The organism is Arthrobacter sp. 001422645 (assembly GCF_059816125.1).
In genome coordinates, this window is record NZ_JCBANT010000001.1 from 426,442 (window position 1) to 450,181 (window position 23,740).

Sequence of the window (23,740 nt, forward strand, 5' to 3'; positions counted from 1 at the left end):
ATATATTGCCGGATCAATTATGGGTCCGTACTTACGGGGAGGTCAAGATTTGAAGCCGACGGCAGCCGCCGCCACGCCCCAGCTGCTGCGCCGGGTGAACGCCCAGTCGGTGCTCGGCTTCATCCGGAACACGGACGTGGCCACGGGAACGGAACTGATGAGCCGGACCGGACTGACGCGGGCGTCGGTCATTGCCGTCTGCGAAGACCTGATCCGGCGCGGCTGGATCCGTGAACTGGACACGCGGGACGAAGAACAGGCCCCGGGCCCGCGCAAAGGACGTCCCGCCCGGCGCTTCGAGCTCAATACACGGGCGGGTTTTGTCCTCGGCATCGATATCGGCGCCGCCACCACCACCGCGGCCGTCGCGGACCTCCGCGGCACCGTCATCGGACGCGCCAGCGGGAGCTTCCGGGCCACGGACATCCCCGCGGAGGAGCGGATCGACGTCGTCGACCGTGCCTGCCGCCGGGCGCTGGCAGCCGCCGGGACCGGGCCGGAAAAGGTCCTGGCCGTCAGCGCGGGCATCGCCGCGCCGGTGGACCGCGACGGGAATGTGCTGGCCAGCCAGCACTTCTGGAGCCTGTTCGACGTCGGGCTCCGGACGGCGCTGAAGGAACTGCACGGCTGGACGGTGTTGCTGGAAAACGATGCGAACCTTGCCGCCCTGGGCGAACGCTGGCGGGGTTCCGGCGCCGGCGTCGACGACCTGGTGGTGCTCCTGGCCGGAGAGCGGCTGGGGGCCGGGGTGATGGAGTCCGGGCGTCTGCTGCACGGCCGGGGCGGCGCGGCCGGCGAAATGGGGTACCTGGACCTCGTGGAGGGCGTCGGCTCCAGCGACGGCATCGCCAGCCTGGCCCGGCAGTGGTCCGCGGCCGGGGGCGGCCCCGCCTCCGGCGGTGAGGCGAGTGCCCGGCGCGTCTTTGAGGACGCCGCCGCCGGGGATCCCGGGGCGCTGGCCATCCTGGACAGGATTTCGGAGCGGATGGCCCGGGTCATCGCCTCCGTGGCGAGTTTCATCAACCCCGAGCAGGTGGTGATCGGCGGTGCGGTGGCCGAATCGGCGGCGGCGCTGCTGCCAGCGATCACTGCGCTGCTCCCCCGATTCACGGCGACGCCCCCGCGTGTGACGGTCTCACCGCTGGGCGACTCGATTGTCACGGTGGGCGCCGTCCGCCGCGCCCTGGACTACGTCGAAGCCAACGCGCTGGAGATCGCGCTCCCCCCGGAATAGCCCCGGGAACCAGGTCCGCCGCGTCATGGGGACTCAGGGACTTAGCTCAAGATTCGGCAACGATTCGCTACCTAAGACGAAAGATTCGTGCAAGTTACCGGGTCTGGCGGCGTGCCATCCGTAGACTGACCTCACTTCCCGGTCTCCCGGCCGCACCGCTGAGCAGTCAGTGATGCGGCGGTCTCATGAAAGACAAAAATTGATTTCAATACGGAAGACGACAGCGCTGATGACGGCGTTGGTCGTCACACTTGCCTCGCTCACCGCTGTGACGCTCACGCCTGCCCTCGCCGATCCGGCACCGGCACCGACGTCAACGGCGACGGCGACGGCGTCGGCGAAGTCCACACCGACGCCCGGCCTGACGGTTGGCCCGACGGCCACTGGATCCGCGGAGACTACTGCCGCGCCGGCGCCCACGGCCGAGCCGACGCCGGCAGCGGTATCCCCGGCAACCGTCGAGTCGCAGGCGTTGACAGCCCCGGAGCCGTTGTTCACGGAGGTCATTGGCGGCAACAACCCCACGTCCACGCACGGCGACGGGACCGCAGGGCACGGGAGCAAGGGTGCTGAACAGCACAAGGCGGCCACGGAGGCCTACTCCCTGGCCAGGAGCGGCAATATCAAGGTGAAGCTGGTCCTGGTCCAGCTGGCCGACCGGAAAGCGACCATCCCGGAGGCGGACGCCCGGGCCGCAATTAGTACCAGCAGCCAGTACTGGCAGGCCATGTCGAACGGCAGGCTGTCCATGAGCGTGGCCACGGTCGAAAAGCGGTCCAGCAAGGCGACCACGACCCAGAGCTATTCATCCATGATGAACACGATCTCCAACGAAATTGGGTGGACCCCCAGTTCGTACACGGCCCTCGTGGTGTTCGTTTCCACGCCCACCCTCTCCGACGGGGCGTACGGCGCGGGCTGGAGTTACAACGGAACCAGCGGGCGCGTGCTGATGCCGCTCCCGGCCACCCTGACCAAGAGCGTGCTGACCCACGAATTCGGGCACGTCCTGGGGCTCATGCACGCCAACAGGCTCACGTGCGCCAACGGTGCCGTGGACACAGCCAGCAACGCCGACGGCACCTTCGCCAACAGTTCGTGCAGCGTCCAGGAATACAAGGACAATCTCGATCTGATGGGTGTTTCCCAGGTCAGCCAGCCGGTGGTCAGCTCCCCGATCTATGAATTTGGCGGATTCGGAGCCGGCACCGAGGTCAGAAACCTGGGGACTGCAACGGGCAAAAAGTCCTACGAGCTCCGGGCCTGGGGAAGCGCGGACGCCAACCGTGCCGTCAAATTCACGGATCCCGTGAGCGGCGAGGTCTACTACGTTGAGCTCCGCCTCCCGGTGGGCAACGACGCGGCAACGGCCCTCGGCGGCAACCGCGGAGTCAAGGTTGTTCAGGGCTTCGGAGCTGGATCCATCGCGCTGCAGCCGAGCACCACAACCTTCAACGGCTTCTACAGCTACAACCAGACCTGGCAGGCCGGCCAGGTCTTCAAGACCCATGCAGGAACGCGGGTGAGCGTGGACTGGATTTCCTCCGCGGCGGCCGGCATCACCATCGAAACGTTGGATTCCCTCGCCGGCAAGGCGATCGACGCCGTCGCGGCCAAGACGCCGGCCCTGGGGACCGCGACGTCGGCTGTCGTCTGCGGGCTGCGCAACGGCGGCTGCTACAGGAACTTCCAGGGTGGATCCGTACACTGGAGCCCCAGCACGGGCGCCGTCGCCACCACGGGGCCGATCCGGGCCTCCTGGGCCAGCCTGGGCTACGAAAAGGGCAAACTCGGCTACCCCGCCGGCCCCCAGACGTGCGGCCTGGTTGGCGGCGGCTGCTACCAGAAATTCCAGGGCGGCAGCATCCACTGGTCCTCAGCCTCCGGCGCCTTCGCCACGTGGGGCGGCATGAGCACCGCCTGGGCCAGCACGGGTTACGAAAAGGGCAAACTCGGCTACCCGACGGGGAACGAAGTTTGCGGCCTGGTTGGCGGCGGCTGCTACCAGTCCTTCAAGGGCGGCAGCATCCACTGGTCCCCCGGCACCGGCGCCTTCCCCACCTGGGGCAGTATGCGCGCCACCTGGGCCAGCACGGGCTACGAAAAGGGCAAGCTCGGCTACCCGACAGGCAAAGAAACCTGCGGTCTGGTCAACGGCGGCTGCTACCAGTCCTTCAAGGGCGGCAGCATCCACTGGTCCCCGGCCACCGGCGCTGTCGCGACTTGGGGCGGCATGCGGTCCGCCTGGGCCGGCCTGGGCTACGAAAAGGGCAAGCTCGGCTACCCCGCCGGCAAGGAAACCTGTGGCCTGGTCAACGGCGGCTGCTCCCAGGCCTTCCAGGGCGGCAGCATCCACTGGTCCCCCGGCACGGGTGCCTACGCCACGGTCGGACCGATCCGGTCCGTCTGGGGAACACTGGGGTACGAAAAGGGCAAGCTCGGCTACCCGGCAAGCAAGGAAACCTGCGGCCTGGTCAACGGCGGCTGCGCGCAGAACTTTGTGGGCGGCGCCATCCTCAACGCCCCCGCCACCGGAGTATTCGCCACTGCGGGACCGATCAGTGCAACCTGGGCGTCACTGGGATCCGAAAAGGGCAAGCTCGGCTACCCGGCCGGCAAGGAAATCTGCGGCCTGACCAACGGCGGCTGCTCCCAGGCCTTCCAGGGCGGCAGCATCCACTGGTCCCCCGCCACCGGCGCCTTCGCCACGTGGGGCGGCATGCGCACAGCCTGGGCCAGCACGGGCTACGAGAAGGGCAAACTCGGCTACCCGACAGGCAAGGAAACCTGCGGCTTGGTTGGCGGCGGCTGCTACCAGTCCTTCACGGGCGGCAGCATCCACTGGTCCCCCGGCACCGGCGCCTTCGCCACGTGGGGCGGCATGCGCACAGCCTGGGCCAGCACGGGCTATGAAAAGGGCAAACTCGGCTACCCGACAGGCAAGGAAACCTGCGGCCTGGTTGGCGGCGGCTGCTACCAGTCCTTCACGGGCGGCAGCATCCACTGGTCCCCCGGCACCGGCGCCTTCCCGACGTGGGGCGGCATCCGCTCGACGTGGGCCGGCCTGGGCTACGAACGAGGCAAACTCGGCTACCCGACAGGCAAGGAAACCTGCGGCCTGGTTGGCGCCGGCTGCTACCAGTCCTTCACGGGCGGCAGCATCCACTGGTCGCCCACCACCGGCGCTGTCGCCACGACCGGTGCCATCCGCTCGACCTGGGCCAGCCTGGGCTACGAACGAGGCAAACTCGGCTACCCGACGTCGAACGAGAGCTGCAGCTCCGCCACCGGACCGTGCAGCCAGCGCTTCCAGCGCGGCACCATCACCTGGACGGCAGCCCGGGGAACTGAAGTCCTTCCCTAGGACTGTCTCCGAAGGTCTGAGTCCGCACAGAGCCGCCGGCAGCGAAGTGACGCTGCCGGCGGCTCTGTGGGTTTTGGCGGCTCTGTGCGTTGTGGAGGCCCGTGCGTGTCGGCAGCCGGACGCTGCGGTTAGCTCAGGTGCTCCAGGGCAGCCGCCACGGGCAGCGTGCCGTCGCGGAACTCGATGGTGCGCCCCGCGGTTGAGGGCAGCCCCAGAACCGCGGCCGCGACGAGGGCAACGTTGGCACGTGCCGTCTCTTGACCGCCGGAGGCATCCGCCGGGTTGACATCGATCAGGCCGTTGCCGGGGCCGTCAGTGAGCGCTCCAGGCCCCAGGATGGTCCAGTCCAGCTGCGTTCCGCGCAGGTAGGCGTCAGCAGCCGCCTTGGCTTCGGCGTAGGCGAAGAAGCCGTTGTCCGCGGGAACGCCGTGATCAGGCCCGGCTCCGAAGTAGGACACCATGATGTAGCGCCCGACGTCGGCCAGGGCTGCCGCATCCATCGACCGGATCGCGGCGTCCCGGTCCACGGCGTAGGTGCGGTCCGGGCTCCCTCCCCCGGCACCGGCGGACCAGACCACGGCGTCGTGGTTCCGAAGCGCCTCGGCGATCTCCGCCGTCGTCGAATTTTCAACGTCCAGGACAGCCGGGGTGGCCCCGGCTGCGGCGACGTCCTCCCGGTGGTCAGGGTTGCGGATGAACGACGTAACGTCGAACCCCTCCGCGGAGAGGATCCTGGACAGTTCCAAAGCCACTTTGCCGTGGCCGCCGATGATTGCGATTCGAGTCATGGACCCATTCTGTCCCACGGCGCCACGAGCCGCACCCGTTGAGCTATCACTTAGCGCGGCTCAGAGGCCCCTTGATGCACCCAAAGTGATAGCGCAACGGGGGTTAAACAAAAGGACCCTGCCGGCGATGCCTGCAGGGTCTTTCTGTAGCGGCGGGGAGGCTCGATCTCCCGACCTCACGATTATGAGTCGTGCGCTCTAACCAACTGAGCTACGCCGCCATAAATGAGGAAAACCTGCGCTAAGCCGGTCAAAAACCGCCTTGACACAGGCCCTCATTCAGAGCCCCCCACCGGAATCGATCCGGTGACCTCGTTCTTACCAAGAACGCGCTCTACCACTGAGCTAGGGGGGCAACGAGTAAATACTCTACCGGAAGATTCCCCTCCCAACAAATCGGTGCCGGGGAGGCCGAGAATGCGCCGAAATCAGCGGAAATCCGGGGTACAGAAGGCCTGGAGAGCATCCGGGAACGGGCCTTCGGCACCGCGGGACTCCCCGATGTGACCAAGGGAACTTAAACAAGAACGGGCCGGCTGTTGAGCCGGCCCGTTCTCACGGTGAATCAGTGCTTAGCAGCTGACGGTTACCACTTGTTGCGGGGCTTGAAGCCGCCTTCGGTGCGCGGCTTGCGGGCCGCGTCGGAGCCGACGCCGCGCTCGTTGCGGTCACTGAAGGAGCGTCCGCCGCGGTCAGCGGAGGACCGCTCGCCGTCGTTCTTGCGGAATTCGCGCTTGAAGCCGCCGTTGCCCTTGAAGTTGCCGCCACGGTCGCCGCCGCCTGAGTACCCGCCACGGTCGCCGCCGCGGCTGCCACCCTGGTAGCTGCCCCGGTCACCGGAAGGCTTACGGCCGTTGTCCAGTTCGAGGTGGATCAGCTCGCCGCCGATCCGGGTCCGGGACAGGGCCTTCAGCTGGTCGGAGCTGAGGTCCGCCGGGAGCTCCACGAGGGAGTGGTCCGCACGGATGTCAATGCCGCCGATCTGGGCCGAGGAGATGCCGCCTTCGTTGGCAATGGCGCCAACGATGGAACCCGGCATCACGCGCTGACGGCGTCCGACGGCGATCCGGTAGGTGGCGTTGCCCTCGGTCAGGGTGCGGGTCGGGCCGCGTGAACCGAAGCCGTCCTTGGAGCGCTCGCGCTTCTGGAATTCAGGAGCGGCCGGCAGTTCCTTGACCAGGAGCGGCTGGCCGCCCTGGGCCATCACTGCGAGTGCTGCGGCGATTTCCGAAGCCGGAACGTTGTGCTCTTCCTCGTAGGAGGAGATGAGGTCGCGGAACGACGCAACATCCTCGGAGGCGAGGGTCTCGGTGATCTTCTCAGCGAACTTGCCCAGGCGCAGGGTGTTGACCGTCTCCGCGGTCGGCAGGTGCATCTGCTCCACCGGCTGGCGTGTCGCCTTCTCGATGGAACGCAGCAGGTACTTCTCGCGCGGCGTCATGAAGAGGATCGCGTCGCCGGAACGGCCGGCGCGGCCCGTGCGGCCGATGCGGTGAACGTAGGACTCGGTGTCGTGCGGGATGTCGTAGTTGACCACGTGGCTGACGCGCTCGACGTCGAGGCCGCGGGCCGCGACGTCGGTGGCGACCAGGATGTCGATCTTGCCGTCGCGCAGGGCCTCGACGGTACGCTCGCGCTGCTGCTGCGGGATGTCACCGTTGATGGCGGCAGCCTGGAAACCGCGTGAACGCAGCTTGTCGGCGAGGTCCTCGGTGGCCATTTTGGTCCGCACGAAGGCGATGACGCCCTCGAACTCTTCAACCTCGAGGATGCGGGTCAGCGCGTCGAGCTTGTGCGGGCCCATGACCTGCAGGTAACGCTGGCGGGTGTTGGCGCCCGTGGTGGTCTTGGACTTGACCTGCACCTCGGCCGGGTTGTTCAGGTACTGCTTGGAGAGCCGGCGGATCTGGCTCGGCATGGTGGCGGAGAACAGGGCGACCTGGCGGCCCGCGGGGGTCTGCTGGAAGATCTGCTCCACGTCTTCGGCGAAGCCCATGCGGAGCATCTCGTCAGCCTCGTCCAGCACCAGGTACTGGAGTTCGGACAGGTCCAGGGAACCCTTGGCGATGTGGTCGATCACGCGGCCGGGGGTACCGACAACAACCTGGGCACCGCGGCGCAGGCCAGCGAGCTGGGGACCGTAGGCGGAGCCGCCGTACACGGGGAGGACGGTGAAGTCGTCGATGTGCTTGGCGTAGGAGGTGAAGGCCTCGGCGACCTGGAGGGCGAGCTCACGGGTCGGAGCGAGCACCAGGGCCTGGGTCTTGCGGGACGGGCCGTTGAGGTCGTGGAGCTCGGCCAGGCGGGACAGCGCCGGTACTGCGAATGCTGCAGTCTTACCGGTGCCGGTCTGGGCCAGGCCCACGACGTCGCGGCCTTCGAGCAGCAGCGGGATGGTTGCTGCCTGGATGGGGGAGGGCTTCTCGTAGCCGACGTCCTGCAGGGCAGCCAGGACGCGGCCATCGATGCCGAGGTCAACGAACTTGACGCCTTCTTCTTCGGCGTCTTCAGCCTTGGCCGGGGCGGCGGTGTTCGCAGAGGCCTCGGCCTGGGTGTCAGCCTGCGGTTCGGCTACGGCAGCGGCCGGAGCGTCGGTGTTCGCAGGGGCCTCGGTGAAGACCGGGGCGGAGCCGGCTGCGGGGGCAGCCGTTTCAGAAGTCTCGACGTCGACCTGGCTGTTCTCGGTGGCGAGTTCGGTGTCGACGGAGTTGTTCTGATTTTCGGGCATAGGTGAATATCCTCATTCATAGGGGCCAAGCGGCACAACCCGAGGTGAGCGGAGCCGCAGTACGCGTGACCGGAATCGCCGGACGTACTTTGACCGGCCGGTCACATAGAAGCCCGGCGCTTTCGCAATCCCGTGGCAGGACTTCCCGCTGCATCTCTTGGCTGCTATCCCAGCAGTCTGTACAGCGTTTTCTTTAGCCGGCTCTCCCTATGAAAATGCCCGCATCTCATTCGCGCGGGCCCCAACACTTACCAGTCTTGCCTCAAGAATTGGGCAGGAAATAAGGGATTTCCGGAGTGGGGGATATTTCAATTGTAGGGCATCGATCCGCGCATGGGTAACTCAGGGGCCGACGACGGCGGTGAGCTTGCGCACACGCCGCCCGCCCGGAGACGCCCGGGGCGGCGCTGCTACACGCCGAGGCGGCGCTGGAGCTTCTCAAACTCCGCGTGGTACTCGGGCTGGAGGCGGATCTCGCCGTCGGCGTCGGCGTCGCGCAGGGCCTCCATGTCCTCAACCGTGGGAGCGCTGAACCATCTGCCGATGGTTACCCCGTGGGTGGGGACGAATATCCGGTGGATGTGGTCCCCTGCCTGGATGCTGCCGACCCGCACGACGCGCAGATACGTTCCCACGCGGCCTGCCTCGCCGAACCGCTTGACCCAGTGCGGCTCGTGCATCCGGCGCTGGAAGGTGGCGCACGGGGTGCGGGGCGAGGTCACTTCGACTTCAACGTCCAGTCCGACCTTCCAGCGTTCGCCGATGATGGCGTCCGTGGCGCTGATCCCGGCAACGCGCAGGTTCTCACCGAAAATCCCTGGCGGGAGTTCGCGGCCGAGTTCCGCTGCCCAGTAGTCGGCGTCGTCCTGGGAGTAGGCATACAGCGCCTGGTCCTCGCCGCCGTGGTGCACGCGGCTGGCCTGGATGTCGCCATGCAGTCCGAGCCTGTGGACCTTGACCGGCCCATCCGCGGGGCGTTTGTCGATCGCGGTCACGCCCACACTGCCTGGATCGTCCAGCAACTGGTGTACGCGGCAGACGGCGAGAACGGATGCGGTGTCCATGGCACCAGTGTAGGCCTGGGGCCGCCCGGACTCCCCCGCAGAGCTCCTGCCCGGTTGCTTCCCTGCCGCTGGCGCGGACGGAGCCAGGACCGTATGGAGCGTCAGGGAGCCGTATCGGACACTGAGGTTTCCACAGCAGTCCAGGCAAAGGGCGTGCCCGCTGGCATCACGCCGTAATCCTTCGTGAGGACTTCGCGTTCCCCGATCAGCTGGCCCGTCTTGGGATCGATGATGATCTCTTGGCGGGTAAGAGTGCCTTCTGTCCGACCGATTGCCACGCCTGTTCGCCCGTCGAGGTTCGCCTGCCCTTCCATAATCGTCACCCCGGGAATCATGGCCGCGGCTTTGTACAGTGCGGCCCGCAGATCCGCAGGGACGAGTCCCGCTCGCAGGAGATCAGCGATGAAGACCAACGCTTCACCGTCCACTGATTGCCCTGCGCCCAGGGTCCGTATGTAGATGTGGTTCAGGAGTCGATAAGGGTCTCGGGGAAAGGTCGACATGTCCGTGGTGAGCGTGCCGCCTGGCTGGCCATAGAACTCTCCCTTTGGCGCCCGCAGCGTCTCGGGATGGGCTTGGATGCCCTGCTCCTGGACGTAATTTCGTGCCTTGTCGTCGTAGAACGTTGTAGGCACACGCCCCGAACGCAGCCACACCCACTCCGAAGTCCGGTCAGCCGGGATATACATATCCATCTTTTCTGTATCCAGCCACTGATATTTGGAACCGTCCTCGGGCCAGTCTTCCGTCGACCAAACGTTGGTGCTTCTGATCCTCAGATACTGGCCTGGATTCACGACGGGATCGGTGCTGGTAATTGCCGTTTCCGCCGCCGTATTGAGAACTTCAGCGGCTTCAGCGGTGGCGCTTCCTCGCCAGCCGGCAAGCCCTACGAGGTCCCCGGCAACAATCCCAGCGAGAACGGCTGCTGCAGCTACCGAAGTAACCCACTTCCGCCTCCGCCGTTGCCGCTCAACTGACAGCGAAACGACGGTCGGTGCGTGCTGCGGGCTGCCCGTCTTGGACATTTGGTCCAAGAGATTCGTCTCCGCCGTCTGGAAGGCTCTGAGGGAACGCTCCCTACTTGTGGCCAATTCCTGCTCCGCGATACTTGCTGCTGGATCTACAGTCGCTAGGTGGCGCCTTACCTGTTCCTCTAAGGCTCTCTGATTCATTTTTCTGCCCCCTCTGCTTGTAATAGGTGGGTCAGTGCTTTTCGGGCCCGATGCAGACGCATCCTGATGGCCGTGGCGCTGGTATTCAGTAAGTCGGATATCTCCCTGGAGTTGAAGCCGTCCCAGTAGGTCAGGAGGAGAACTTCTCGGTCCTCCGGACTCAATCGGTGCAGGGCTTCCTGAAAGAGATTCCCTCGAAAGGGCTTCGACGCCACCGTGATGCTCCGGTGGCCGAAGTTCTTCTATGAGTTTTGCGGAGCGGACTGACGACCGGTCATGGTTTCTTAGTACGTTACGAGCAACACCGAAAAGCACCATCACTGTCAGGGATTCGCTGTCAGTTGATTTCTCCCAAGCAATCCGAAAGACCTCTGCGCACAGGTCCTCAGCAGTCGCCGCATTCGCAGTTCGTCGGCGGAGATAGCGGTAGATGCGGTCGTGGGCGGCCGCGTGCGCTATCAAGAAATGCTTCTCCCGCTCCAAATCCGCTCTATCCTTCCGGACTGCTTGAAAGCTCATACCCGTTTAATGTCCGGCAACCCCGAAAGTGTAACGAGCCGTGGAAAGATTGGCCGTAATGCGCACCAACAAGAGCCATTGCGCTGAAGCTGCGCAGGTATGAATGCCTTTCACAACCTTTGGTGAAGCCCAGGCTTGTCTATAGGAAGAGCTCCTGCCCGGTCGCTTTCCTGCCCGGCACCCTATTCGCCCGCGACACCGGCGGGTCGCCCCGAATCCGTAGCCCGGTCCAGAAGCAACCGGGCAGGAAGGCCGGGCCAGCGGCAGCACCGAGACCGTAGGATGCTGGAATGAGCAACGAGGCTGGCCCCAATGGTTCCGAAATCTCCGACATCTCCGGAAATTCCCACGTCTCCGGCATCTCCGACGTCTCCGACGTGCTGGCGATCGATTCGCTGCTGAGCGCCGGGGAGCTGGCCGTACGTGAGCGGATCCGGGATTTCGCCGAACAGCGGATCCGTCCAGGCATCGCGGCCTGGTACGACGACGGGGTCTTCCCGCTCGAGCTGGCGCCGGAACTCGGAGAACTCGGCGTCCTCGGCATGCATCTGGACGGCTACGGATGCCCGGGCCGCTCCGCCGTCGAATACGGACTGGCAGCCATGGAGCTGGAAGCCGGCGATTCCGGGATCCGCACGTTCGTCTCCGTGCAGGGCTCACTGGCCATGACGGCCATCCACAAGTGGGGCTCGGAAGAGCAGAAGCAGGAGTGGCTCCCCCGGATGGCCGCCGGTGAGCTGATCGGCAGCTTCGCGCTGACCGAGCCCACCGCCGGCTCAGACCCCGCCGCAATGAAGACGTTCGCCCGCCGCGACGGCACTGGCGACGGCGCCGGCTGGATCCTGGACGGCGCCAAACGCTGGATCGGACTCGCGTCGGTGGCCGACGTGCTGGTCGTGTGGGCGATGACGGACGACGGGGTCCACGGGTTCCTGGTCCCCGCCGGGACCCCCGGGGTCACCGCGACGCCGATCGGACAAAAACTCTCGATGCGCGCCTCGATCCAGTGCGATGTCACGTTCGACGGCGTCCGGCTGGGTCCCGAGGCCCTGCTGCCGGCCGCCCGGGGCCTGCGAGGACCGTTCAGCTGCCTGAACGAGGCACGTTACGGCATCGCATGGGGTGCCATGGGCGCGGCCCGGGACTCCTACGAGGCCGCGCTGAAGTACTCACAGGAGCGGCTGCAGTTCGGCAGGCCGCTCGCCGGGTACCAGCTGACCCAGGAGAAGCTCGTCAACATGCTGGTGGAGATCCAGAAGGGCACGCTGCTGGCGCTGCAGCTTGGACGGCTCAAGGACGCCGGGAAGCTGCGGCCCGAGCAGATCTCGCTGGGCAAGCTCAACAACGTGCGCGAGGCGATCGTGATCGCCCGCGAGGCCCGGACCATCCTGGGCGGCAACGGCATCACCCTGGACTATTCGCCGCTGCGGCACGCCGCCAACCTTGAGTCGGTGCGCACCTACGAGGGCACCGACGAGGTCCACACCCTGATCCTGGGCCAGCACCTCACCGGGCTGGCCGCCTTCCGCTGACCCTACACCCTCCGCGAGTTGGCACGTCGCGGCAGTGTTGAGCGCGAACACTGCCGCGAAATGCCAACTCGGTGAAGGGCTGGGCGCCTCAGGCGGAGAACCCGCCGTCGGCCTTGACCAGCTGGCCCGACACCCAGCGGCCTTCGGGCGAGAGCAGGAACGCCACCGTCCCGGCCACGTCCGCCGGCGTTCCCAGCCGCCCGCCCGGCTGGCGCTGCGCCAGTTCGTCGCGCAGTTGCTGGTCCATCCAGCCGGTGTCCACCGGACCGGGGTTGAGCACGTTGGCGCTGATCCCCTGCGGGCCAAGTTCCCGGGCCGCCGCGATCACGATACGGTCCAGCGCGCCTTTGGATGCGCCATAGGACAGGTTGAAGGCGGTGTGGTCGCTGGTCAGAGCCACTACAGCGCCGCCCTCGGCCGGGACCTGCCGCGCAAACGCTGCGATCAGCTGCCAGCTGGCTCGGGCATTGACGGCGAAATGCCGCTCGAAGCTCTCCAGAGTGGTGTCCAGGATGCTCGAGTCCACGGATTCAGCGTGGCTTAGCACCAGTCCCTGCAACGGCCCGGCCTCCGCCGCGATAACCTCCATCAGCCGGTCCACGGCCTGCGGGTCCTGGAAATCTGCCGGCAGCGCCACGACGGCGGCGCCCGTGGCCTGGAGCTCCGCGGTGAGGCGTTCGACGTCGTCCGGCTGGACGCCCCAGGGCATCCGGGCGTCATAGTCCCGCCAGTACGTCAGCACGAGGTCCCAGCCGTCGGCCGCCAGCCGGCGCGCGATGCCCGCGCCAATCCCCGCCAGCCGGCCGACGCCGGTCACGAGGGCCGTCTTCCGGTGCGGCGTTGGGGGCGGGACCGGCGGAGTCTCGGGTGCGTTGGCGTCCATGCCGACCAGCCTAGCCGCGGACTGACGCTGGCCGGTTTCGGTCCTCGCTCCGGCTCTGGCCCTCGCCCTGGGCAATGCCCCGGTGGGCGTCGAACGCCGGCGCCAGCGACCCTCGCCGGAGCACCACGAGCCAGCAGACCAGGAGGGCGAGCGCGCAGAACACTCCGGCGCTGGAGGCCATGATCCAGAGGCCGGGTGTCTGGATGTCCAGGTTCTCCGCGCCCAGCGCCGTGCCAATGGTCTTGGGCGAGAACAGGAAGACCAGGACGGAGATCCCCAGCACTCCGCCCATGAGCCAGCGCAGCCCGCGGTGGCGCAACGGGGTCTCGCGGAGGGTCCAGGCGAAGGCCGGCAGCACGGCCGCGACCCAGACCCAGTGGTGTGACCAGGACACCGGGCTGATCAGCAGCATGGTCAGTGCGGTCGCCGAGATGGCCACCACACGCGATCCCTGGGCGCTCGCCAGCCTGATGACCGCGGCCGCCACCGCCACCACCAGCAGGCTCAGCAGGAGCCACGGCACGGTGACTGCAGCCTCGGGGACGCCAAAGTGCAGCAGCGCCCCCTTGAGGGAGAGGTTGTCGACGTAGCCCGCGCCGCCGATCCGGGACGTGTCCGGGAGGATCTGCAGCCAGAACTGCAGAGACTCCGCCGGACGGAGCAACCAGCCGACCAGCACTGTTCCGGCGAAGCCCGCGCCCATGTTCAGCAGTCCGCGCCAGTCCTTGCGCATCAGGAAGTACAGCCCGAAGACGAGCGGCGTCAGCTTGATGCCGGCGGCGACGCCCACCAGGAACCCGGTTCCGGGGAAACCGCTGGTCCAGCGCCGGCTCCGGGACAGCAGGTCCGCCACCATGAGGCCCAGAAGCAGGATATTGACCTGCCCGAAGGCCAGGGTTTCGCGCCAGGGACCCAGGTTCAGCACCGCCAGGACCAGCACCGCGGCGCCCCAGCGGTTACGCGCTGCGTTGAAGGTGCCCCGCCAGCCCGTCCTGCCGTGCCAGTACCGCACGGCGAGCAGGGCCAGCCACCCCGCCACAGCCGTGCCGGCCGCGTTGAACATGGTGAGGGCCACGGGTTCCGGCAGCCGGGCCAGCAAGCTGAAGAGCAGCGCGGCAAAGGGCGGGTACGTGAATGGCAGCTGGGGACCGCCGGCCCAGTCGATGTTGCCGCGGTAAAGGTCCGACGGCGTTGCCCCGGCCTCGTTGAGGATCTTGCCGCCGTGCCAGTAGACACTGAAGTCGAGTCCCTGCTTCGCCCAGACACCGAGCCAGGTCCACACCAGGAACAGCACCGCGGCCACGGCCAAGGCGGTGGAGAGCCGCAGCAACTGCGGCACCGGAAGCCGCTGCCCCAGCCGGGAGAGCTGCGCCGGCACGGACACGCGGGCCGGCCCGGACAGCCTAGCGGGCGGCGGTGCTGCGGCGGGCGGTGCGGGCCGGTTTTCGGCGTCGAGCAGTGACATGGATCCCCCAAAATCTGGCTGTTTCGAGGCCTGTCCGGGGCGCCGGTGGGGCGCCCGGCCTCGCTGCCCATCCTACCCAAGCCTTACGCGGGGACGGCGGCGGCTTCCTTCCTGGCGGCGTCCTTGCGGATACTCGCACTGACGACGGCGGCGATGGTGCACATCGCGGCGGCACCGAACCAGGCGTAGGTGTACTGCCCGGTGGCGTCCCGGATGGCGCCGGCCGCCAGCGCCGCGGCGGCCGCGCCGAGCTGGTGGGCCGCAAAGACCCAGCCGAACACGACGCTGCCGTCCGCCCCGAACACCTGGCGGCAGATGGCGGCGGTCGGGGGCACGGTGGCCACCCAGTCCAGTCCGTAGATCACCACAAACACGATCATGCTCGGCTGGACTGTGGCGCTGAGCAGCAACGGCAGCACCAGCAGGCCAATGCCGCGGAACTGGTAGTAGACCGCGAGCAGGATCCGGGGATTGAAGCGGTCCGTCAGCCAGCCGGAGGCGATTGTGCCGACGATGTCGAAGATTCCGACGACGGCCAGCAGGCCGGCCGCTGTGGTCTGCGTCATGCCGTGGTCGTGGGCGGAGGGGATGAAGTGGGTGCCGATCAGGCCGTTGGTGGTGGCACCGCAGATCGCGAACCCGGCAACGAGGGCCCAGAAGGTCCGCACTTTGCTGGCCCGTTTGAGCACCTGCAGGGCACGGACGGCGGCGTTGCGGCCTGGTTCGCCGGCCCCGCCCGCCGCGGTGCCCGGTCCCGGCACGGACCCGGGCACCGCTTCGGCGCCGTAGGGCAGCACGCCGACGTCGGCCGGTGAGTTCTTCAGGAATTTCAGGACCAGCGGCACCACAGCAAGGGCGCCGGCGGCGATCAACAGTGAAGCCTGCCGCCAGCCCGGGTCTTGGGCGAGGGCGGCGATGAACGGCAGGAAGACCAGTTGCCCGGCTGCGCTGCCGGCGGTGAGGATGCCGATGACGAGGCCGCGGCTTTTCGCGAACCAGGTGTTAGCTATGGTCGCGGCGAAGACCAGCGCCATAGACCCGGTTCCAAGACCAATGAGCAGACCCCAGGTGAGCAGGATCTGCCATGACTGCGTGACGAGCACGGTCAGGGCACTGCCGGCCGCGATCAGCACGAGTGCCACGGCCGTCACTGCGCGGATGCCGAAGCGCTCCATCAGGGCCGCGGCGAAGGGGGCGGTTAGGCCGAAGAGCACCAGGTTGATACTGACCGCGGCCGACAACACGGTGGTGGACCAGCCGAATTCCTCCTGCAGCGGCACCATCAGCACACCCGGAGCGGCCCGGAAACCCGCGGCCCCGACGAGAGCGAGGAAGGCCACCGCGGCGACGATCCAGGCCGGGTGGATCCTGCGCTTCGGAGCGGGCAGCAGGGTGGTTTCGGGGGCGCTCATAGGGCGGGTCCGTTCTCGGAAAGGGCGTTCACGGACTGGGCCGGGGAAGCGTAGGTGGCGGCAAGGGGCACGGGGGCGGGGGTCCTGGCGAGGCTGTGCCAGCTCGTGTTCCGGGCCGTGAGCCGTTCCCCGCACTCGGTGCAGCTGTCCGCGGACGAGGTCCGCGAGCCGCAGCCGGTGTGGATCACGAACATGTGCGCCTGTTTCGAGGGCGCTGGCAGGTGCTTTTCGGCCCAGATCACGACGGCGTTGAGCACCGGCAGGGTGTCCTCCCCCTTCGCGGTGAGCACGTACTCCTGGCGGGTGCGGCCGCCGTCGTCGTACGGGCGCCGGGTGAGCAGCCCCGCGTCGACGAGTGCGGCCAGGCGTTTGGTGAGGACGGAATCCGCCGCCCCGAGCCGGGATTTCATGGCGTCGAAGCGGCCGTTGCCGAAGAAGACCTCGCGGAGGACCAGCATGCCCCACGGATCGCCGAGGATGTCGAGGCCCCGGGCCATGCTGCAGTCCCGCCGGGACCAGTCGGATCGAAGTGCCATGCGGACAAAACTAGCTGACTATCTTCAAGAAAGCTAGATATTCCGCCCAGATGACATTTCGCCGCAGTATTTCGCGAAAACACTGCCGCGAAATTCACACTCGCGGGCCTGGCGGAGCCGGGCAAACCCGGCGCTACGCCCCCGTGCGGAGCGCGGCGCGGGAGGGGCGGTAGGCCAGTGCCCAGAAGACCAGCATGGCGACGCCGCAGAGTACGCCGAGGCTCGCCACGATGAGCTGCCACTGGGTCTGCGGGTCCTTGCCCCACTCGGCCGCGCCTGCCATGACGGACAGGTACTTGGGCGTCAGGTAGAACGCCAGGGCCGAGAAGGCGACGATGACCCAACCGGCGAGGCGCATCCGTCCGTTCCGGGACGGCACACGGTGGATCGCGAAGCCCATGCAGGGCAGTGCCACGGCCATCCACACCCAGTGGTGGGACCAGGACACCGGGCTGATCAGGAGCATCAGCACGGCGGTGGCTGAGACCGCCACGAAGTTCTCGTCCGCGGCCACCGCCCAGGTGATGACGAGCGCGGCCAGCGCGGCCAGCGCCAGGGACAGCACCAGCCACAGCAGGCTGGTCAGGCCGGAATCCGGCAGTCCCAGGTGCAGCAGCAGGCCCTTGACCGAGAGGTTGTCCACGTAGGCGGGCCCGCCGATCCGTCCGGTGTCCGGCAGGATCTTGGTCCAGAACGTGACCGAGGCCGTGGGCAGGATGGCCCAGGCCAGAGCGATCGAGCCGAAGAACCCGGCGGCCATCCAGCCGAGGGCCTTGAAATCGCGGCGGACCAGGAAGTACAGCCCGAACGCCAGCGGGGTGAGTTTGATCCCGGCCGCGATGCCGATCAGCAGCCCGGCGGGCCAGCGGATCTCCCCCGACCGGGCTTTCCCGTACAGCGCGAAGTCGGCCAGGATCAGTCCCATCAGGATGATGTTGATCTGGCCGAAGTCGAAGGTGTCCCGCCAGGGCCCCAGGAGCAGGATGGCGGCGGTCCCGGTCAGGGAAACGGCGCGGAACCGCCAGTCGGCGAACGCGTCCCGCCAGCCGCCGAGGCGGAAATAGTGCCGTGTAAGCCAAGCCGACACCACCCCGGCACCCAGCAGCGCCGTCGTGATGAACAGGAGACTGCCGCCGCTCTGGCCGAGGGTCGCCATGGCGGCGAACAGCAGCGCGGCGAACGGCGGGTAGGTGAACGGCAGTCCGTCGCGCGGCGCGTAGAGCTCGTTGACGCCGGCTTCCCCGGTCTGCAGCACCCGGTTGCCGCCGTAGAAGTACACCTCGAAGTCGTTCATCAGCGGGATGTAGGCCGAGTACAGGACCACCAGGGCGGCGACGACGGCGAGCGCGCCGGCCGCCGTCGCGACCCGGGCGCGCATGGTGGAGGCCGTGGCCCTGATGGTGGTGGTCACGGGTGCTTAGCTGCCTGACTCGCCGGGCGCGGTATCAATCTGCGAGAACGCCTGCTCGAGGTCGGCGATGAGGTCCTCGACGTCCTCGATGCCGCAGGAGAGCCGGATCAGGTTGACGGGGACGGCCAGTTCGGTGCCCTTGACCGAGGCGTGCGTCATCTCCGAGGGGTAGTTCATCAGGGATTCGATGCCGCCGAGGGACTCCGCGAGGGTGAATACGGAGGTCGATTCGGCCACCTTGCGCGCCGCCGCCTCGCCGCCCTTGAACTGCACGGAGATCATGCCGCCGAACTTCTTCATCTGCTTCCTGGCGAGCTCGTGCCCCGGGTGCGAGGGCAGTCCCGGGTACAGCACGGCCTCGACCTCGGGGCGCTGCAGCAGCCACTCGGCCACGGCCTGGGCGTTGTCGCTGTGCCGGTCCATCCGGACGCCAAGGGTCTTGAGCCCGCGCGTGGTGAGGAAGGCGTCCATCGGGCCGGAGATGGCACCGACGGCGAACTGCACAAAACCGATCTGCTCGGCCAGCTCCGCGTCGTTGACGATGATCGCACCGCCCACGACGTCGGAGTGCCCGCCGATGTACTTGGTGGTGGAATGCACTACGACGTCGGCGCCGAGGGCCAACGGGTTCTGCAGGTAGGGCGAGGCGAAGGTGTTGTCCACCACGAGGAGGGCGCTGGCGTCGTGCGCCACTTTGGCGAGGGCCTCGATGTCGGTGATCTTCATCATCGGGTTCGACGGCGTCTCAACCCACACGAGGCGGGTCTTGCCCCCGTTCGACCCGCCGGCCGCAACAGCCTCCGCGACGGCGTCAAGATTGGACATGTCCACTGGGGTGTTGCCGATGCCCCACTCCCCCAGCACCCGGCTGATCAGCCGGTAGGTCCCGCCGTAGGCGTCGTTGCCGAGGACGATGTGGTCACCGGGGCGGGTGAGCGCGCGGATCATCGAATCCTCGGCGGCGAGGCCGGAGCTGAAGGAGAACGCGGAGGTCCCGCCTTCCAGGGCGGCGAGCTGCTCCTGCAGGGAGTCACGGGTGGGGTTGGTCCCGCGGCCGTATTCGTAGCCGGCGCGCAGCACCCCGATCGCTTCCTGGGCGTAGGTGGAGGAGAAGTGCACGGGCGGCACGACGGCGCCGGTGCGTGGCTCGAACGCCTGGCCGGCATGCACGGCGCGGGTGTTGAAGCCGGGGGTGTTCGCGGAGGAGCTTTCTGGCAAAGACATGTGCGTTCCTTTCGGCCGGCGGCCGGGCGCCCCGGGCGGGCGGTCCGGTGTCCGGGTCAGTGGGCGGTCAGTTGCTGAGTCAGTTGCTCAGGTAGGCGAGCAGGTCGTGGCGGGTCAGGATCCCCACCGGGGCGCCGACGAACGTCACCATGAGGGTGTCCGCGTCGGAGAGAAGTTCCCGGGCCGTCGAGATCGATTCGAGCGAGCCGATCACCGGCAGCCGGGCCTCCATGTGTTCGGAGATCTTGTCCGACAGTTTGGCCTCGCCGCGGAAAAGCTTCGCGGTCAGGGTGCGTTCGTCGACGGCGCCGAGGACCTCGCCCATGACCACGGGCGGCTCCTGGGACAGCACCGGGATGTGCGAGACACCGTACTCGTTCATGATGTTGATGACGTCACGGACGCTCTCATTGGGGTGGATATGCACCAGGTCCGGCAGTTCCCCGGTCTTGGCCTTAAGGATCTCCCCCACGGACGCTTCGTCGCCGCTGGCCAGGAAGCCGTAGGAGCGCATCCACTGGTCGTTGAAGATCTTGGCCAGGTAGCCGCGGCCGGAATCCGGCAGGATCACGACGACGACGGCGTCGTCCGGCAGGTCCTTGGCGACCTGCAGGGCGGCGACGACGGCCATGCCGGAGGAGCCGCCCACCAGCAGTCCTTCTTCGCGGGCGAGCCGGCGCGTCATGTCGAAGGAGTCGGCGTCGCTGACGGCGATGACGTCATCCGGGACCGATTTGTCGTAGTTGGCGGGCCACATGTCCTCGCCGACGCCCTCAACGAAGTACGGCCGGCCGGTGCCGCCCGAGTAAACCGAACCTGCCGGGTCGGCGCCGATAATCTTGACCATGCCCCCGTCGGACTCCGCGCGCCCGGCGGAGACTTCCTTGAGGTACCGGCCCGTGCCGGTGATGGTGCCGCCGGTTCCGGCACCGATCACGCAGTGCGTGACTCGGCCGTCCGTGTCGCGCCAGATTTCAGGCCCGGTGGACTCGTAGTGACTGGCCGGGGCCGCCGGGTTGGAGAACTGGTCGGGTTTGTAGGCGCCCGGAATCTCGGTGACGAGGCGGTCCGAGACGCCGTAGTAGCTCTGCGGGCTGTCGGGGGCGACGGCGGTGGGCGTCACCACTACCTCGGCGCCGTAGGCCTGGAGCACGGCGCGCTTGTCCTCGCCCACCTTGTCCGGCACCACGAAGATGCAGCGGTAGCCCTTCTGCTGGGCCACGAGCGCCAGGCCGACGCCGGTGTTTCCGGACGTGGGTTCCACGATGGTGCCGCCGGGCAGGAGTTTGCCGGTGCGTTCGGCTTCCTCGATCATCTTCACCGCGATGCGGTCCTTGATGGAACCGCCGGGGTTCAGGTATTCCAGCTTCACCAGGACCGTGGCCCCGATGCCGTCGGTTACGTGGTGCAGCTTGACGAGCGGCGTATTGCCGATGAGGTCCAGAACGGACTGGGCGTACTTCATAGGTACAAAGTTACCGTCTCCACCCGCCAGGGGCGGATTCAGGCACGTCGGGGCGGCCTCCCGGCCGCGCCGGGTGCGAAGATTGTGCGGTGAACCGTGGATCCGGCCGATGAGGCTGAAAAGTTATCTGCTCCCCGCCGGCATGCTGGCTGCGGGGTGCGCGGCTCTATTCACCGGGTTCCTGCCCTGGCCGGCGTTCCAGGAACTGGCCGCCCGCACCGTACCCGTACTGGCGTTCGTTGTGGCCATGTCCCTCGTGACGGAAATGGTGGACGACGCCGGGCTGTTCCGGGTGGTGACGGAGCGTCTCGCCGCGCTGGGCCGGGGCCGGGTGTTCCTGCTGTGGTTGCTGGTGGTGGGCTTGGCCACCGTCTCCACCGTTTTCCTGTCGCTGGATACGACGGCGGTGCTGGTGACTCCCGTCGTCGTGCTGCTGGCGGTCCACGCCCGGATCCCGCCGCTGCCCTTCGCGCTGACCACGATCTGGCTCGCCAACACCGCGTCCTTGCTGCTGCCGGTCTCGAACCTGACCAATCTGCTGGCCCAGGACCGGCTCAATCTCAGCCCGGCAGCCTTCGCCGGGCTCGTCTGGGCGCCGGCGCTGGTGGGGATCCTGGTCCCGATCGGGCTCCTGTGGCTGGCGTTCCGGAAGGACCTGTCCGGCCGCTACGGGCCGCATCCCGTCCACAAGGCGCGTGACAAGGTGTTGCTGTATTCGGCGTCCGGGGTGATGGCCCTGCTGTTGCCCGCGCTCGTCTCAGGTGTGCCCGTGCAGTTCCCGGCGATCGCTGCGGCGGCGGTTTTGCTGGGCCTGTTCCTCTGGCGCCGCCGCTCGGCCTTGGGGTGGTCCATGGTTCCCTGGCGGCCGCTCATGCTCACGTCGGGGCTGTTTATGGTGGTGGAGGCCCTGCACGCGAACGGCTTGACACAGTTCCTGTCCGGAATCGCCGGTTCCGGTGAGGACCTGCCGGCCCTGCTGCAGCTCGCGGGCCTGGGCGCCGGTGCCGCGAACGCGGTCAACAACCTGCCGGCCTACCTCGCCCTGGAACCGGTAGGCGACTCGCCGGTGCGGCTCGCGGCCCTCCTGATCGGCGTGAACCTTGGCCCGCTGGTGACCCCGTGGGCATCGCTGGCCACGCTGCTCTGGCACGAACGGCTCCGCACCCTCAACGTCGAGATCCGGTGGGGAGGGTTCGCGGCCGCCGGGATCGCCGCCGTCGTGCTCACCGTCCCGCTGGCCGTTGTGGCGCTCTGGCTCGCCTCGGGCATGCCCTGACGCTGCCGGAGTTTCCTCAGGGGCCTCGGGTTCCTCAGGCGCCGACCGGGGTTTCCTCAGGCGCCGATGTCGTTCACCCCATTTTCCCCTGCGGCGGCTCCGCCGCCTTCGGGCACGGCGTTCTGCCAGAGACCGATGATGTTGCCTTCGGTGTCCCGGAAGTAGGCGGCCCAGCCCATGGTGCCGACTTCCTGCCGTGGCTGGACGGTGCTGCCGCCCAGGGACTTGATCTTCTCCAGCGACGCGTCGATGTCCTCAACGTCCACAGTGACCAACGGGGAGGTGAGGTGTCCTTCGCGGCGGAACATGCCGCCGTTGATGGAACCCGGCACCGAGGGCGTGCCCGTCTCATCCGACGGCGTTGTCATGAGCATTGCGTAACTCATCTCCGGCACGGGGCTGATCGTCCAGCCGAACGCCGAACTGTAGAACTCCCGCGCGCGTGTCTCGTCGTCCGCGGGGATCTCGAAATGTACTACTCCACCAGCCATCACACTCTCCTAAAAACAGGGATCCGGGCCTCCAGGCAGGCGTGGTGGCTCCACGCCACAGCCGAAGTCTAGTCCCGCCCAAACCGGGAGTTAAGGGCCACCGGTCGCACGCTTCGGACAGGCCGGAACAGCCGCTGTCAGGCGTTCGTGGAATCATGGTCAGATGACCATTGCAGACGTCCCCGCCGGCGTTGCCGCCGCGGCTGACGCCTCGCTGCGGTGGCACCCGGGCGGTCCTTTCGATTTGTCCCGGACCGTCGGCACGCTCCTGCGGGGGCACGGCGACCCGTCCATCCGCACCGCACCGGACGGCCTCTGGATGGCGTTCACAACGCCGTCAGGTCCCGCCACGCTCCGGCTGGCTGTGGCTTATCCGCGGGGCTGCCCCGCCGCCGATACCGCCGTCGATGTCCAGGCCTGGGGGCCCGGCGCCGCCGATGCCGCCGGTTCCGCGCCGCGGATGCTGGGCAGCGACGACGACTGGTCCGCCTTTGATGAGCCCGCGTTCCACGCCACGCTGCCCCGGATGGTCGTTGAGGCCCGACGCCGAAACCTCGCCGTGCGGCTGCCAGCCACCGGCCGCCTCATCGACTCCCTCGTGCCCACGATCCTGGAGCAGAAGGTTACCGTGATCGAGGCCCGGCGCGGCTACCGCTATCTGATGTACCGCTTCGGAACACCGGCGCCCGGCGCCGGGACGGTTGCCCCGGCGAATCTGTTGGTGCAGCCCACGCCCGAGCAGTGGCTGCGCATCCCCTCGTGGGAATGGCACAAGGCCGGCGTGGGTCCGCAGCGGTCGGCGACCGTCATGCGCGCCCTGCGCTCCGCCGTCGCGCTGGAACGGCTCGCCGCGCTGACGGCGGCGGAGGCCTCCGCGAAGCTGCAGACCATTCCCGGCATCGGCGTCTGGACCGCGGCGGAGGTGGTGCAGCGCACGCACGGCTGCCCGGACTCCATCGCGGTGGGCGACTACCACCTCGCGGCGTACGTCGGGGCGGCCCTGACCGGCCGCAGGACGGACGACGCCGGCATGCTCCGGCTGCTGGCCCCGTGGGCCGGGCACCGGCAGCGTGTGGTCCGGATGATCGGCCTCAGCGGCTTCCGCAAGCCGACCTTCGGTCCGCGGATGACCATCCAGGACCACCGCGGCCACTAGCACCGTCCCCCGCGCTG

Annotated in this window: 18 protein-coding genes and 2 tRNA genes; 5 read left to right on the forward strand and 15 right to left on the reverse strand. The window is 67.8% G+C overall.

What is annotated here, in order from left to right:
- Window positions 1-19: 19 nt before the first annotated feature.
- The gene (locus AC6EUH_RS01990; RefSeq protein WP_499737645.1) at window positions 20-1,234 is read left to right on the forward strand and encodes an ROK family transcriptional regulator; all 1,215 of its coding nucleotides are present in this window, start codon (window positions 20-22) and stop codon (window positions 1,232-1,234) included.
- Window positions 1,235-1,463: 229 nt separating this feature from the next.
- Entirely contained in the window at window positions 1,464-4,598 is a 3,135-nt protein-coding gene (locus AC6EUH_RS01995) for a M43 family zinc metalloprotease (RefSeq protein ID WP_499737646.1), read from the forward strand.
- 128 nt (window positions 4,599-4,726) lie between these two features.
- Here the strand turns inward: AC6EUH_RS01995 and AC6EUH_RS02000 are convergent, their stop codons facing one another.
- The 7 genes from AC6EUH_RS02000 to AC6EUH_RS02030 all read right to left on the reverse strand — a co-directional run bounded on the left by AC6EUH_RS02000 (window position 4,727) and on the right by AC6EUH_RS02030 (window position 10,568).
- Entirely contained in the window at window positions 4,727-5,386 is a 660-nt protein-coding gene (locus AC6EUH_RS02000) for an NAD(P)H-binding protein (RefSeq protein ID WP_499737647.1), read from the reverse strand.
- 147 nt (window positions 5,387-5,533) lie between these two features.
- Window positions 5,534-5,607 (reverse strand) — tRNA-Met (locus AC6EUH_RS02005).
- Between the two features lie 62 nt (window positions 5,608-5,669).
- Window positions 5,670-5,741 (reverse strand) — tRNA-Thr (locus AC6EUH_RS02010).
- A 231-nt stretch (window positions 5,742-5,972) separates the two neighbouring features.
- A complete protein-coding gene (locus tag AC6EUH_RS02015; protein ID WP_056425075.1) occupies window positions 5,973-8,114 on the reverse strand; it encodes a DEAD/DEAH box helicase in 2,142 nt (713 codons plus the stop codon).
- A gap of 410 nt (window positions 8,115-8,524) precedes the next feature.
- Complete coding sequence (locus tag AC6EUH_RS02020) at window positions 8,525-9,178, reverse strand: MOSC domain-containing protein (RefSeq protein WP_499737648.1); 654 nt, start codon at window positions 9,176-9,178, stop codon at window positions 8,525-8,527.
- Between the two features lie 101 nt (window positions 9,179-9,279).
- On the reverse strand, window positions 9,280-10,206 hold the full coding sequence (locus AC6EUH_RS02025) for a CU044_5270 family protein (RefSeq protein WP_499737649.1): 927 nt from the start codon (window positions 10,204-10,206) through the stop codon (window positions 9,280-9,282).
- 143 nt (window positions 10,207-10,349) lie between these two features.
- A complete protein-coding gene (locus AC6EUH_RS02030; protein WP_499737650.1) occupies window positions 10,350-10,568 on the reverse strand; it encodes an RNA polymerase sigma factor in 219 nt (72 codons plus the stop codon).
- Between the two features lie 594 nt (window positions 10,569-11,162).
- Here AC6EUH_RS02030 and AC6EUH_RS02035 point away from each other — a divergent pair.
- A complete protein-coding gene (locus tag AC6EUH_RS02035; protein ID WP_499737651.1) occupies window positions 11,163-12,404 on the forward strand; it encodes an acyl-CoA dehydrogenase family protein in 1,242 nt (413 codons plus the stop codon).
- 88 nt (window positions 12,405-12,492) lie between these two features.
- Here the strand turns inward: AC6EUH_RS02035 and AC6EUH_RS02040 are convergent, their stop codons facing one another.
- The 7 genes from AC6EUH_RS02040 to AC6EUH_RS02070 all read right to left on the reverse strand — a co-directional run bounded on the left by AC6EUH_RS02040 (window position 12,493) and on the right by AC6EUH_RS02070 (window position 20,800).
- Window positions 12,493-13,287, reverse strand: coding sequence for an SDR family oxidoreductase (locus AC6EUH_RS02040; RefSeq protein ID WP_499737652.1), 795 nt, complete (start codon window positions 13,285-13,287; stop codon window positions 12,493-12,495).
- A 10-nt stretch (window positions 13,288-13,297) separates the two neighbouring features.
- Window positions 13,298-14,752, reverse strand: a complete 1,455-nt coding sequence (locus tag AC6EUH_RS02045; RefSeq protein ID WP_499737653.1) for a glycosyltransferase 87 family protein — start codon at window positions 14,750-14,752, stop codon at window positions 13,298-13,300.
- Between the two features lie 83 nt (window positions 14,753-14,835).
- On the reverse strand, window positions 14,836-16,164 hold the full coding sequence (locus AC6EUH_RS02050) for an MFS transporter (protein WP_499737654.1): 1,329 nt from the start codon (window positions 16,162-16,164) through the stop codon (window positions 14,836-14,838).
- Window positions 16,161-16,700 (reverse strand): winged helix-turn-helix transcriptional regulator, encoded by a 540-nt coding sequence (locus AC6EUH_RS02055; RefSeq protein WP_499737655.1) that lies wholly within the window; start codon window positions 16,698-16,700, stop codon window positions 16,161-16,163. The genes AC6EUH_RS02050 and AC6EUH_RS02055 overlap by 4 nt, the downstream gene beginning before the upstream one ends.
- 133 nt (window positions 16,701-16,833) lie before the next feature.
- A complete protein-coding gene (locus AC6EUH_RS02060; protein WP_499737656.1) occupies window positions 16,834-18,111 on the reverse strand; it encodes a glycosyltransferase 87 family protein in 1,278 nt (425 codons plus the stop codon).
- A gap of 6 nt (window positions 18,112-18,117) precedes the next feature.
- Window positions 18,118-19,335 carry a cystathionine gamma-synthase gene (locus AC6EUH_RS02065; RefSeq protein ID WP_499737657.1) on the reverse strand — a complete coding sequence of 406 codons (1,218 nt, stop codon included), beginning with the start codon at window positions 19,333-19,335 and terminating at the stop codon, window positions 18,118-18,120.
- Between the two features lie 79 nt (window positions 19,336-19,414).
- Window positions 19,415-20,800: a cystathionine beta-synthase gene (locus AC6EUH_RS02070; RefSeq protein WP_056425050.1), complete on the reverse strand. Its 1,386-nt coding sequence runs from the start codon at window positions 20,798-20,800 to the stop codon at window positions 19,415-19,417.
- 109 nt (window positions 20,801-20,909) lie between these two features.
- Here AC6EUH_RS02070 and AC6EUH_RS02075 point away from each other — a divergent pair, with 109 nt between their 5' ends.
- Window positions 20,910-22,076, forward strand: coding sequence for an SLC13 family permease (locus tag AC6EUH_RS02075; protein WP_499737658.1), 1,167 nt, complete (start codon window positions 20,910-20,912; stop codon window positions 22,074-22,076).
- A 56-nt stretch (window positions 22,077-22,132) separates the two neighbouring features.
- Here the strand turns inward: AC6EUH_RS02075 and AC6EUH_RS02080 are convergent, their stop codons facing one another.
- A complete protein-coding gene (locus AC6EUH_RS02080; RefSeq protein ID WP_499737659.1) occupies window positions 22,133-22,567 on the reverse strand; it encodes a VOC family protein in 435 nt (144 codons plus the stop codon).
- Between the two features lie 163 nt (window positions 22,568-22,730).
- Here AC6EUH_RS02080 and AC6EUH_RS02085 point away from each other — a divergent pair, with 163 nt between their 5' ends.
- Window positions 22,731-23,723 (forward strand): DNA-3-methyladenine glycosylase family protein, encoded by a 993-nt coding sequence (locus AC6EUH_RS02085; RefSeq protein WP_056425045.1) that lies wholly within the window; start codon window positions 22,731-22,733, stop codon window positions 23,721-23,723.
- Window positions 23,724-23,740 lie beyond the last annotated feature (17 nt).